Here is a 12,513-nt window from a genome sequence, read left to right as displayed (position 1 = left end):
CGCAAGCCCCCTTAGCAAACCGCGTCGGCGATCCAGTCCACCGCCGCGGCCAACGCGGCGCGCTCATCCTGTCCCGCCGTGAGGGACGCCTCGTAGGCGGCGATCTGGCCGTCCGCGCTCGTCCCCTCCGCGACGATCGCCCGGGCACGGGCGACATCGGTGACGCAGCCGAGGGCCTCGGCATCCTCCTCCACCAGGGCGAGAACGGCCTCCAGCGCCTCGGCGAACGGCACGGCCTCGCCCCGCGTCTCGTCGATCAGCGTCGCCTGCACGCCGCTGTGCTGGGCACGCCAGAGGTTTTCCGAGGCCAAGGCCCGCGAGACGCTATCGAGCCCGGAATGAAGGTCCGGCCGGCGCACGCACAGGCGCACGAGGCAGCGGAACAGGGCGGCGATGCACAGCGAATCGTCGAGCCGCGTGCACGCATCGGCGATGCGTAGCTCCAGGGTCGGAAACTTGATCGACGGCCGCAGGGACCACCAGAGAAAACTGGCATCCGCGATGGCGCCCGAGCGGGTCATGATATCCACGAACCGCGCATGGGCGGCGGCATCGACAAAGAGTTCGGGCAGGCCGGTGCGGGGCAATTCGCCGAACACGCTGAGCCGGTAGGCCCGCAAGCCGGTCGCCTCACCCTGCCAGAATGGCGAGGAGGCCGAGAGCGCGAGCAGCAGCGGCTGGAACGGGAGCAGCCGGTTCATCAGGTCGACGCGGGCCTCCGGGTCCGCCACCTCGACGTGGACATGCATGCCGCAGATCAGCGCCCGCCGGGCCGCGATGCCGACATCCGACAGGATACCCTGGTAGCGCTCCCCATCGGTGGCGGTCTGGCGCGACCAATGCGCCAGGGGATGGGTGCCGCAGGCGAGGAGCCGCAGGCCGTTCGCCGCCGCGATCCCGGTGAGTTGCCCCCGCTGACCGCCGAGGTTATCCCGGGCGGCAGCCGCGTCGGTGAGCGGCGGCGTGCAGAGTTCGACCTGGGCGGCGACCAACTCGCGCCCGGTCTCGGGCAGGTCCGCCTTCACCCGCGCGTGGAAGGTCTCCAGGTCGCCGCGCGGCGTGCCGCGGGTCTCGGCATCAGCGAGGAAGTATTCCTCCTCGATGCCGAACCGGTAGCTGTGGGCACTCATCGGGGTCTCCGCAAACGCGACGCGTGCGCCAACGCGCCGGCCCGCGTGAAGGTGCCCTCAACCCGCCCGCAGCGCCCCGCCCACCAGCCAGGCCGGATCGAACCAGCGATCCGCCTCGCCGTCATAGGGCAGGCGCGTGATATCCCAGTTCTGGATGTACTGGGCGTAGACGTTCCACACCGCGATCCCGCCGCCCACGAAGATCCGCCGGCCCGGATAGCGCTTGAGGACCTGCTCCGGGTCCTCGTGGCTGCGGATCACGTCGATGGTGCGGTCCTTGAAGGCGAATTCGGGGACCGAAGCCACGGTCTTCGGCCCGGCGATCAGCACGTGGCCCATGGTCAGCGCAAAGAAGCGCGTCACGTCCTCCACGAAGAGCGGATCGGTGTTGCCCTCCCAGGGCAGGTGGCCGTTGAGGCCGAGCTGGCCGCGCAGGCCGATCGCACAGATGCAGCGGACGTCGATCATCGCAAATCCCAAACCCAGCGGACTCTGCCCGCCACTCGCCGGAGCCGCGGGCCCCGGACCCCTCTACGCGGGTGCGCGGAACCGCATCACCCGGTCGGTGGGGAAATCGTAGAGTGCGCCGGTCTCGGCCCAATCCGGGCTGGCGAAGCGCACGAAATGGGGCGCGAGGTCCTCGGGTGTCCGCAGTGTCTCGGGATCCTCGCCGGGCATGGCCGAGCGGCGCATCCCCGTGCGCAGGGGGCCCGGATTGACGAGCATCGCGCGGATGGCTGTGCTCTCGTTCTCGGCGGCGTAAGTGCGCACCAGGGCTTCGAGCGCCGCCTTGGAGACCGAGTATGGCCCCCAGTAGGGCCGGCACTTGGAGGCCGCCCCCGAGGAGACGAAGATCGCCCGCCCGGCATCCGACATGCGCAGCAGCGGGTCTAGCGAGCGGATCAGGCGCCAATTGGCAGTGACGTTCACGTCCATCACCTGCCCCCAGATCTTCGGGGTGATGTGGCCGATCGGCATGAGCGCGCCGAGGATGCCGGCATTGGCGATCAGGATGTCGAGCCGCTTCCAGCGCTCGTTGATCGCGGCGCCGAGGCGGTCGATCGCCTCGTAATCAGTGAGGTCGAAGGGGACCAGAGTGGCGCTGGAGCCCGCCGCGCGGATCGCGTCGTCCAGTTCCTCCAGGGCGCCGACGGTGCGGGCCACCGCGACGACGTGCGCGCCAGCTCCGGCGAGCGCCAGGGCGGCGGCTCGCCCGATACCGCGGGATGCGCCGGTGACGACCGCAACGCGGCCTTCCAGAGGTCTCTGAGACTCAGCCATGCGCAGGACCTAGCGCATTCCCACCCGAAGGGTCGAGGGACCGGTTTCAAAAGGTCTTCGACCTTTTGCGGGTACAGGGCAGAGCCTTGCTGGGTTTGGGCGAAGCCCGATCTCGGGGTTCCGCCCTTTGGAAACCCCGACTGTCAGTCCGCCTCGGCGAGCATGGCGAAGCGCTTCGGGCCGGCGATGGAGAGGTCGGTTAGGCCAGTCGGGTACTCGCCCGTGAAGCAATGGTCGGTGTATTGCGGGCAGGCCGCGTTGCGCACCTCCTCGCCCATCGCCCGGTAGAGGCCGGGGATCGACAGGAAGGCCAGCGAATCGGCGCCGATATACTTACGCATGGCCTCAAGATCGTGGGTCGCGGCGAGGAGCTTCTCGCGCTCGGGCGTGTCGATCCCGTAGAAATCCGGGTACGTGATCGGCGGCGAAGCGATCCGGAAATGCACCTCCGCGGCGCCGGCCTCGCGCATCATCCGGACGATCTTCACCGAGGTGGTGCCGCGCACGAGGCTGTCGTCCACCAGCACGATGCTCTTGCCCTCGATCGCCGCGCGGTTGGCCGAGTGCTTCATCCGCACGCCGAGTTCGCGCACCGACTGGGTCGGCTGGATGAAGGTCCGGCCGACATAGTGGTTGCGGATGATCCCCATCTCGAAGGGAAGGCCGGTCTCCTGCGCGAAGCCCAGAGCCGCCGGCACGCCGGAATCGGGAACCGGCACCACGACATCCGCGGGGACCGAAGCCTCGCGGGCGAGTTCCCGGCCAATCGCCTTGCGCACCTCGTAGACGCTCTTGCCGTTCACCACGGAATCCGGCCGGGCGAAGTAGATGTACTCGAAGATGCAAGGCCGCATTGGCACGGCGTCGGCGAAGCGGATCGACTCGACCCCCTCCTCGGAGATCACCACGATCTCGCCGTTCTCGATGTCGCGCACGAACCGGGCGCCGATGATGTCGAGCGCGCAGGTCTCGGAGGCCAGCATGTAACGGCCGTCGAGTTCGCCCAGCACCAGTGGGCGGATGCCCATCGGGTCGCGGGCGCCGATCAGCTTCTTGTTGGTCAGTGCCACGATCGCGTAGGCGCCCTCGATCGCCTGCAGGGCGTCGATGAAGCGCTCGATGATCCGCGGCTTCCGCGAGCGGGCCGCAAGGTGCAGGATCACCTCGGTGTCGGAGGTCGACTGCGTGATCGCGCCGTCGCGCACGAGATCGCGGCGGATCGACAGGGCGTTGGTCAGATTGCCGTTATGGGCGACTGCAAGGCCGCCGCTTGCGAGTTCCGCGAAGAGCGGCTGCACGTTGCGCAGGATCGTCCCGCCGGTGGTCGAGTAGCGCACGTGGCCGATGGCGGCGCGGCCCTTCAAGCGGGCGATGGTCTCGCCGTCCGAGAAGGAATCGCCCACGAGGCCGGGGCGCCGCTCGGAATGGAACACCGAGCCGTCGAAGGAGACGATGCCGGCCGCCTCCTGGCCCCGGTGCTGCAGGGCATGCAGCCCGAGCGCCACGATGGCCGAGGCCTCCGGGTGCCCGAAGATGCCGAAGACGCCGCATTCCTCGCGGAGTGTGTCGCCATCGAGATCGAAGTCGGCCTGGGGCGAAGCGGCCTGGGAATGGGCGGCGTGTGACATGCTGCTGTCGATCACTCACAGGTCCCGGCGGCGACGGGCCGGCGCGCCGGTCGTCGCGGATGCAATCCGTATGCGACCGGACCCGCTATCTAGGCGTTCGACGAGGAGCGGCCTACGGCGAATACCGCAGATCAGCGTCGCGTCGGGGTCGGCGCGGTCTCGGTGCGGCGCTGAGGCGCCGGATCGGTCTCGGCGGGGGCGTCGGCCGCCTCGTTCTGCGGCGTGACGGCCTTGGGCTTCTTGAACTGCTTCAGGAAGCCCTCGGGATTCTCGGGCAGTTGCGCCACCAGGGCGTCGCCCGACTTTTCCAGCATCGGGCGCGAACGCGCCTGCGCGGCCCAGTCCGGCACCTTGCCCTGGACCAGCCAGGACAGGAACACCCAGCCGATCACGCAGATCAGGAAGCCGCGGGCCGCCCCGAACAGGAAGCCGAGCGAGCGATCGACCGCGCCGATGCGCGAGTCGAGCACCACGTCGGAAATCTTCACCGTGATGAGCGAGACCACGATCAGCGTGCCGAGGAAGATCGCCGCGATCGAGGCGACCAGCGCCACCGTGTCGCTGCTCACGTGCTGCTTCACGGTGGGAAGCAGCATGGGATAGAGCGTCCAGGCGACCGCGGCCGCCGCCACCCAGGCGACGATCGCCAGCACCTCGCGCGTGACGCCGCGCACGGCCGCCAGCAGCGCGGAAACCGCGACAATGCCGAGCACGACGAGATCCAGGACGGTAAACGGCATCGTTAAGCTTCTAGGGACCCGAGGGGATGCCGCGTCGGCCGTGCGGCTTCCCCGGACCGCGGTGGATTTATACCAAGCCCGGCCTCGGCCGTCACCCTGGCGCACCCGTCTCATCCGGGGCCTGTGCCGTCCATGCATCAGCGGGGGGCTTCGGCCTTGCCCAATCCTGCACGCAAGCCTGCCCACAGGTGGCTCGGCTCCACGCAGAACCCGCCCCGGTGCTATGGGTCCGGCTTGTGCTTCCGGAAACCCGGTGGCGACTGAAGGAGACGGTCTGCGTGGCCGAGGCCAGACCAGCGACGGAGATCGGCGCACACGGCGCCCGGCTGACGATCGACCTCGGGGCGATCGCGGCGAACTGGCGTTCGCTCGCTGCCCGCGGCCCGGGATCCGCCTGCGCCGCCGTGGTGAAGGCGGACGCCTATGGCTGCGGGATCAGCCGTGTCGGGCCGACCCTGTGGACGGCTGAATGCCGGACCTTCTTCGTTGCGCACCTGTCCGAAGGGATCGCGGCCCGCGCCGCCCTGCCGGAGGCGGAGATCTACATCCTGAACGGCCTGCCGCCGGGTGCCGCCGCGGCCTTTGCGGCGCACGGGCTGCGCCCCGTGCTGGGCAGCGTCGAGGAGCTGACGGAATGGGCAGCCCTCTCGGCCGGCCGCCTGCCCGCGGCGCTCCACGTCGATACCGGCATGAACCGGCTGGGCCTGCCCGTTCCGGACGCGCTCGATCTCGCGGGTGATACGCGGATCGCCGCGGCCGGGATCGATCTGATTCTCAGTCACTTCGTCAGCGCCGAGAAGCCGGAGGATCCGGTCAACGCCCGGCAGATCGCCGATTTCGCCCGCGTCCGGGCAGCCTTTCCCGGGATCCGGGCCTCCTTGGCGAATTCGTCGGGGGTCTTCCTCGATGGTGCCCACCATGACCTCCTGCGGCCGGGCTACGCCCTGTTCGGCGGCAATCCGACGCCGGGATCCGCGAACCCGATGCGCCCGGTGGTGCGGCTGGAGGCGCTGATCGCGCAGGTTCGCGACGTCGAGACGGGTGCAACCGCGGGCTATAACGGCCGCTGGACCGCGCCCCGGCCGAGCCGGCTCGCCACGCTCTCGCTCGGCTATGCCGACGGGTTTCCGCGGGCGATCAGCGGGCGCGGGCAGGCGCTGGTCGGTGGAATTCCCTGCCCGATCCTCGGCCTGGTCTCGATGGACCTGATTATTCTCGACGTCACCGAGGCCCCCGCCGCGAAGCGCGGCGTCGGAGCCGTGTTGATCGGCGACAGCCTCGATATCGACGCGGTCGGCCGCTCCGCCGGCACGATCGGCTACGAGATCCTGACCGGTCTGGGTTCTCGTTATGTTCGAACCTATGTAGACTGAGCCGATTCACCTCCTGGACCGCCGGTCGCCCGGCGCTTGGACCCGCATGGCCAAGATCCACCAGACCTTCGTGTGTCAGTCCTGCGGGGCGGTCTACAACCGCTGGCGCGGGCGCTGCGAGGCCTGCAACGGCTGGAACACGATCGTCGAGGAGGCGCCCGCCGCCCCCGGCCAGTCGGGTCCGGCCGCGACCCGACCGTCGCGCAACCGCGGCCGGGTGTTCCCGCTGGAGGGCCTGACCGGCGAGGCCAAGGAGGCGCCCCGCATCCCCTCGGGGATCGGCGAGCTCGATCGGGTGACCGGCGGCGGCTTCGTGCGCGGCTCGGTGATCCTGCTCGGCGGCGATCCCGGCATCGGCAAGTCGACCCTGCTGATGCAGGCCTCCGCGGCCATGGCGGGGACGGGTGAACGGGTCGCCTACATCTCGGGCGAGGAGGCGGTGGGGCAGGTGCGTCTGCGGGCCGAACGGCTGGGGCTGAGTTCCCGCCCGGTGGACCTCGCCGCCGAGACCAATGTGGAGGACATCGTCGAGACCCTGAGCCAGGGCCGGCCGCCGGCTTTGGCGATCATCGACTCGATCCAGACCATGTGGACCGAGACGGTGGAATCGGCCCCCGGCACGGTCACGCAGGTGCGCTCGTCCGCCCAAGCGCTGATCCGCTTCGCCAAGACCACCGGCACGGCGGTGATTCTCGTGGGGCACGTCACCAAGGACGGGCAGATCGCCGGCCCCCGGGTGGTGGAGCATATGGTCGACGCGGTCGCCTCGTTCGAGGGTGACCAGGGCCACCATTTCCGCATCCTGCGCGCGGTGAAGAACCGGTTCGGACCGACCGACGAGATCGGCGTGTTCGAGATGACCAATGCGGGACTCGCCGAGGTGCCGAACCCCTCGGCCCTGTTCCTGGCGGGGCGCGACCATCAGGCGGCGGGCACCGCGGTCTTTGCCGGGATGGAGGGCACGCGGCCGCTGCTGGTGGAGATCCAGGCCCTGGTCGCCCCCTCCTCGCTCGGCATGCCGCGGCGCGCCGTGGTGGGCTGGGACCCGAACCGGCTGTCGATGGTCCTGGCCGTGCTGGAGGCCCATGGCGGCATCCGGCTCGGCACGCACGACGTTTATCTGAATGTCGCCGGCGGCCTGCGCATCACCGAGCCGGCGGCCGACCTCGCGGTGGCGGCAGCCCTGGTCTCGTCGCTGTCCGGGGCCGTGCTGCCGTCAGAGACGGTGTATTTCGGCGAGATCGGCCTGTCGGGGGCGATCCGGCCGGTGGCCCAGGCCGGCTCCCGGTTGAAGGAGGCCCAGAAACTCGGCTTTGCCAAGGCGCTGATCCCGCAGGGCCGCGGCGAGGGCGAGAAGGCGCTGTCCGTCGAGACGCTGCGTCACATCGCCGATCTGGTGGCAGGGATCAGCGCGGGAGCACCGCGCAGAGCACCCAGCGGCCGCGGGCGGGCGCCGTCGCGCTACGCCGACGAGGAGATCTAGGCGAGTCCCCTGAGTCGGTGTCGATGCTCAATGACAACCGCATGAGCCCGAACCGCAGCCCCCGCCGTCCTTGGCGGGCGCTTGGCGCGCCGTGTCGCGGTCGAGGCCGCGCTCGGCGAGTTCGGTCAGGTAGGTGCTCCAGCGCGCCTCGTACTCGCGGCCCAGCGTGTGCAGGTAGCCCCAGCCGTAGATGCCGGTGTCGTGCATGTCGTCGAAGCCGAGCTTGACTGCGTAGTTGCCGATCGGCTGCACCGCCAGGATGGCGACGGAGCGCTTGCCGCCGATCACCTTGCGCTCCAGCGGCGAGTGCCCCTGCACCTCGGCCGAGGGGCTCGACACCCTCAGGTACTCGGCCGGCAGGGCGTAGCGCGCCCCGTCCTCGAAAGCGACGTTGAGACTCCGCCGGTCAGCCGACAGGCGGATCTCGGTCGGCCACAGATCCTCGCTCACGGGTCACACTCCTCACGCAATCGGGGGCTGCGGCCAGCCGTATGCTTGCCCGCAACCCTTTGTGGCATCATATGCCGGACGATGCTCGATGACAGCTCCCTGACGCCGCAGACGATCGCGGCCGGCGCGCCCGCTGGGCCGGCGCCCCTGATTGACCCGTTCCAGCGGGCCATCTCCTATCTGCGCATCTCGGTGACCGATCGCTGCGACCTGCGCTGCGCCTACTGCATGTCCGAGCACATGGAGTTCCTGCCCAAGCTCGACCTGCTGACCCTGGAAGAGTTGGATCGGCTCTGCGGCGTGTTCATCGCCCGCGGGGTGCGCAAGCTGCGGATCACTGGCGGCGAGCCGTTGGTGCGCCGGGACATCATGCACCTGTTCCGCCGCCTCGCGCGTCACCTCGATTCGGGGGCACTGGAGGAGCTGACCCTTACCACCAACGGCACGCAGCTCACCCGCTACGCCGACGAGCTGGCGAGCCTGGGCGTGCGCCGGATCAACGTCTCGCTGGACACGCTCGACCCGCAGAAGTTTCGCGACATCACCCGCCGGGGCGACCTCAAGGTGGTGCTCGACGGCATCGCGGCGGCCCGGGCGGCCGGGATGAAGGTCAAGATCAACGCGGTGGCGCTCCGCGACCTTAACGCCGACGAGATCCCCGACATGATCGCCTGGGCCCACGGCCTCGGCATGGACATGACGTTGATCGAGGTGATGCCGCTCGGCGAGATCGAGGCGGACCGGACCGACCAGTTCCTGCCCCTGTCGGTCGCCCGGCAGCGCCTGGAGACCCGCTATACGCTCACCCCCCTGCCCGATCGGACCGGCGGGCCGGCTCGCTACGTCAGGGTCGAGGAGACGGGCGGCCGTCTCGGTTTCATCACGCCGCTGACCCATAATTTCTGCGAGAGCTGCAACCGGGTCCGCCTGACCTGCACCGGCCAGCTCTACCTGTGCCTGGGCCAGGAGGATTCGGCCGACCTCCGGGCGGTGCTGCGCGCCTCGCAGGACGATGCCGTTCTGGCGGCGGCCGTGGTCGAGGCGATCACCCGCAAGCCCAAGGGGCACGACTTCGTCATCGAGCGCCAGCGCCCGGCCGCCGTGCCGCGGCACATGAGCGTCACGGGGGGCTGAGCGCTCCGGTCCCGCCGACGGCCCGAACTATGCGAGGGCGGCCCTCGTCTGGCGAAGCCCTGGCTCCCAGGCTAGGTGTGTGCGGCGCACGCGCCGCGCGGGATCAGCGCACGACAACCGGGAGCCGCACTTGGCCACGATCATCCCCGTCGCTTCCTTCGACTGCGTCGTGTTCGGCGCGACCGGCGATCTGACCGCACGAAAGCTTCTGCCGGCCCTGTTCTACCGCTTCCGCGACGGCCAGATCCCGGAGACCAGCCGGATCATCGGCGCCTCGCGCTCGGAGCTGTCGCGCGACGCCTTTCACGAGCACGCCCGTGACGCCCTGAAGCGCTTCGTGCCGGCCTCCGATCTGAACGAGGAGATGCTCCAGCGCTTCCTCGACCACGTCGACTACGTGGCGGTCGACGGTGCCGGCGACAGTGGCTGGGACGACCTCGTGGCCAAGCTCGACGAGCGGCCCGACCAAGTGCGGCCCTACTACCTCGCCACCTCCCCCGACCTCTACGGCTCGATCTGCCGCAACCTCGCGGCCCACGGGCTGGTCGGCGAGAAGTCCCGCGTCGTGCTGGAGAAGCCGATCGGCAAGGATCTGAAATCCGCCAAGGCGATCAATGACGCGGTCGGCGAGGTCTTCCCCGAATCACAGATTTTCCGGATCGACCATTACCTCGGCAAGGAGACGGTTCAGAACCTGCTCTCCCTGCGCTTCGCCAACACGATCTTCGAGCGGCTCTGGACCTCGGACGTGATCGACCACGTCCAGATCACGGTCGCCGAGACCGTCGGCGTCGAGGGCCGGGCCGGCTACTACGACACCTCGGGCGCCATGCGCGACATGCTGCAGAACCACATCCTGCAGCTGCTCTGCCTCACCGCCATGGAGAGCCCGCTCAACCTCGAAGCCAACTCAGTCCGCGACGAGAAGCTGAAGGTGCTGCGCGCCCTCAAGCCGATCACCGCCCACGACATCCAGACCGTGACCGTGCGCGGCCAGTACGTGGCGGGCGCTGTCGACGGCAAGCCGGTGGAGGGCTACCTCACCGAGCTCGGCCATGAGAGCCGGACCGAGACCTTCGTGGCCATGAAGGTCGAGATCCAGTCGGGACGCTGGGCCGGGGTGCCGTTCTACCTGCGCACCGGCAAACGCCTGCCCCGGAAACTCTCGGAGATCGTGGTGCAGTTCCGCGCCTCGCCGTTCTCGATCTTCCCCGAGGAGGCATTCGGCCGCGAGCCGAACCGCCTCGTGATCCGCCTGCAGCCGCAGGAGGGCATGAAGCTCGAGGTGATGACCAAGGATCCCGGGCCCGGCGGCCTGCGCCTGCGCCCGACCGACCTCGACATCTCCTTCGAAGAGACCTTCAAGCAGCGCTACCCCGACGCCTACGAGCGCCTGCTGATGGACGTGGTCCGCGGCAACGCCACCCTATTCATGCGCCGCGATGAGGTCGAAGCCGCCTGGGCCTGGGCGGACGGCGTGCTTAAGGTCTGGGCCGACCGGCCCGAGGCACCCCGGCCCTATCCGGCCGGCAGCTGGGGGCCGACCGCCGCCATCGCGCTGATCGAGCGGGACGGCCGAACCTGGCACGAGGAGCTGCGCTGACGCGCTATCCCCAGCTTACGGCCAAGCTGCCATCATACCGTCAACACGGAGAGGAACTCTGCCGGTGCCGCCGGTCACCGCCCCGCCAGAGGGCGGATACCGCCACGCACAAGGGATCATCGCATGCTCGACACCTATCGGGACGCGGCCGCCCTCGCTGAGCGCCGCCTAGAGCGCTCGGTCGCCGCGACCCTGCGCATCATCGCGGCCGCCCATGACGAGCGGCAGGCCCCGCCGATCTCCGCAGCCCGGCGCCGCCTGAGCGAGGTCTATGGCGCCACCCGTCTTGCCCGCCGCCGGGAGCAGGCGCAGCGCACGGCGTAACACCGCCACGGTCGAAACCCTGGGGATTTTTAAAGGACGAGCCCTTTGGCGGGGTCTCCGGGCGGAGCCCTGCGAGCTTGACCAGGGCTCCGCCTTGGACCCAAGAAAGGTCTCGACCTCTCGAAACCATGACCAGCCTGAGGTACGATCCTCCTAGACGGCGGCGTCCCACGTCTCGCTGAGCAGCACCCCGCCGCGGACGAGGCGAGCCCGGAGCACGACATCGCCAGCCGGCATCGGCTCCGGCGGGCGCCACTCCGCGTAGATCCGCCAGCCGCCGGTCTGCGGCACGAAGTTGGAGACCGGTTCGTGCATCGTGCCGGCACTGGCCGAGACCTCCGCGGTCACCGACTCGTCCGGCCCGGCAGGCAGGCCCGGCCCCGCGAAATCGATCACGCAGAGCCGTCGCTCCGGGCGCGGCGGCGTCAGGGGCCGCAGGCGCTCCGCCGAACCGAATCGCGTCGACGTCACCCGGGCCAGCGCCGTCTCGGGGATCGCCGGCACCGGCTCGGCTCCCACGGTGGTCAACCGGTAGGCGAGGTGCAGAGCTGTCCCCGGCTGCGCCGGCGCGTCCGGCATGAACGCCGCGACGATGTTGTCCATGTATTCCTCGACCGCGGGGATCTCGTAGAGCTGCACCGCGCCGGCCGCGAAAGCGCCCCCAGCGGAATCGGGATTCACCCATAGGCCGGGCCGCGCCTCCTGACGGGCCTCCACGTCAAGATAAGCGGCAAAGTTCCGCTCGCGCTGCAGCAGCCCGAACCCTGCGAGCGGCTTCGACGCGAAGGCCGAGATCTGTGGCTGCCGGCGCCCGTTGACCAGCGGACGCCACAGCCGGTCGGTCCCCGCGGCGACGCAGAGCCCGTCGGAATCGTGCACCTGCGGGCGGAAGTCGTCGAACGGCTTGGCGCCCCGAGCACCGGGCCCGTTCTCACCATGCAGGAACATGCTGGTGAGGGGCGCGAGACCCAGCTTGGCGAGCGGAACCCGCGGATGCAGCGCGGCGGTGACGTCGATCCGCGCCGGATCACCAGGGCTGATGACGAAACGGTAGGCACCAGCCACGCTCGGACTGTCAAGGAGCGAGAGCACCGTCAGGCTGTGGGCCCCGGGTTCGGGCTCGCAGAGCCAATGGGCGACGAAATCCGGAAATTCCTCGCCCTCCGACGCGCCGGTGCCGATGGCGAGGCCCCGCGCCGAGAGCCCGTATTCCTGGTTGGCGGCGCGCAGGCGGAAATACGAGGCGCCGAGGAACACCAGAAACTCCTCCTGAAAGCCCTTCGGGCGCCAGGCGGGCGTATCGGGGAAGGCGTGGTGCAGGCGGAAACCCGCGAAGCCGAGATCCGGCGAGAAACTCTGGCCGGCGA

General features: G+C 69.7%; 12 protein-coding genes. 5 read left to right on the top strand and 7 right to left on the bottom strand.

Annotated features, from left to right (window positions below):
• Positions 1–11: 11 nt before the first annotated feature.
• The 5 genes from OXS49_RS17310 to OXS49_RS17290 all read right to left on the bottom strand — a co-directional run bounded on the left by OXS49_RS17310 (position 12) and on the right by OXS49_RS17290 (position 4,779).
• Positions 12–1,130, bottom strand: a complete 1,119-nt coding sequence (locus OXS49_RS17310) for a carboxylate-amine ligase (protein WP_267425849.1) — start codon at positions 1,128–1,130, stop codon at positions 12–14.
• Between the two features lie 57 nt (positions 1,131–1,187).
• Entirely contained in the window at positions 1,188–1,598 is a 411-nt protein-coding gene (locus tag OXS49_RS17305; protein ID WP_267425848.1) for a dihydrofolate reductase, read from the bottom strand.
• 63 nt (positions 1,599–1,661) lie between these two features.
• A complete protein-coding gene (locus tag OXS49_RS17300; RefSeq protein WP_267425847.1) occupies positions 1,662–2,411 on the bottom strand; it encodes an SDR family NAD(P)-dependent oxidoreductase in 750 nt (249 codons plus the stop codon).
• 143 nt (positions 2,412–2,554) lie between these two features.
• Positions 2,555–4,039 carry an amidophosphoribosyltransferase gene (purF, locus tag OXS49_RS17295; RefSeq protein WP_244006090.1) on the bottom strand — a complete coding sequence of 495 codons (1,485 nt, stop codon included), beginning with the start codon at positions 4,037–4,039 and terminating at the stop codon, positions 2,555–2,557.
• Positions 4,040–4,170: 131 nt separating this feature from the next.
• Complete coding sequence (locus OXS49_RS17290) at positions 4,171–4,779, bottom strand: CvpA family protein (protein ID WP_243919107.1); 609 nt, start codon at positions 4,777–4,779, stop codon at positions 4,171–4,173.
• Between the two features lie 278 nt (positions 4,780–5,057).
• Between OXS49_RS17290 and alr the strand changes: the two genes are divergently transcribed.
• Both alr and radA read left to right on the top strand, forming a co-directional pair.
• Positions 5,058–6,152, top strand: coding sequence for an alanine racemase (alr, locus tag OXS49_RS17285; protein ID WP_267425845.1), 1,095 nt, complete (start codon positions 5,058–5,060; stop codon positions 6,150–6,152).
• 46 nt (positions 6,153–6,198) lie between these two features.
• On the top strand, positions 6,199–7,635 hold the full coding sequence (radA, locus tag OXS49_RS17280) for a DNA repair protein RadA (RefSeq protein WP_267425844.1): 1,437 nt from the start codon (positions 6,199–6,201) through the stop codon (positions 7,633–7,635).
• A gap of 27 nt (positions 7,636–7,662) precedes the next feature.
• On the opposite strand, the gene OXS49_RS17275 is transcribed toward radA, so the two are convergent.
• A complete protein-coding gene (locus tag OXS49_RS17275) occupies positions 7,663–8,085 on the bottom strand; it encodes a DUF971 domain-containing protein (RefSeq protein WP_244006083.1) in 423 nt (140 codons plus the stop codon).
• 81 nt (positions 8,086–8,166) lie between these two features.
• Here OXS49_RS17275 and moaA point away from each other — a divergent pair, with 81 nt between their 5' ends.
• The 3 genes from moaA to OXS49_RS17260 all read left to right on the top strand — a co-directional run bounded on the left by moaA (position 8,167) and on the right by OXS49_RS17260 (position 11,146).
• Positions 8,167–9,219, top strand: a complete 1,053-nt coding sequence (gene moaA, locus OXS49_RS17270) for a GTP 3',8-cyclase MoaA (RefSeq protein WP_267425843.1) — start codon at positions 8,167–8,169, stop codon at positions 9,217–9,219.
• Positions 9,220–9,349: 130 nt separating this feature from the next.
• The gene (gene zwf / locus OXS49_RS17265) at positions 9,350–10,822 is read left to right on the top strand and encodes a glucose-6-phosphate dehydrogenase (RefSeq protein ID WP_244006081.1); all 1,473 of its coding nucleotides are present in this window, start codon (positions 9,350–9,352) and stop codon (positions 10,820–10,822) included.
• Positions 10,823–10,945: 123 nt separating this feature from the next.
• Positions 10,946–11,146: a hypothetical protein gene (locus tag OXS49_RS17260; protein ID WP_243919120.1), complete on the top strand. Its 201-nt coding sequence runs from the start codon at positions 10,946–10,948 to the stop codon at positions 11,144–11,146.
• A gap of 153 nt (positions 11,147–11,299) precedes the next feature.
• Here the strand turns inward: OXS49_RS17260 and OXS49_RS17255 are convergent.
• On the bottom strand, positions 11,300–12,513 hold a 1,214-nt coding region (locus OXS49_RS17255), incomplete at its 5' end, for a glucan biosynthesis protein (RefSeq protein WP_267425840.1).

Origin of the sequence: Methylobacterium sp. GC_Met_2 (assembly GCF_026540795.1) — a bacterium.
Taxonomy (GTDB): domain Bacteria; phylum Pseudomonadota; class Alphaproteobacteria; order Rhizobiales; family Beijerinckiaceae; genus Methylobacterium.
Note: the sequence above shows the minus strand (reverse complement) of the source record. Positions and strands in the feature narration are given on the sequence as shown.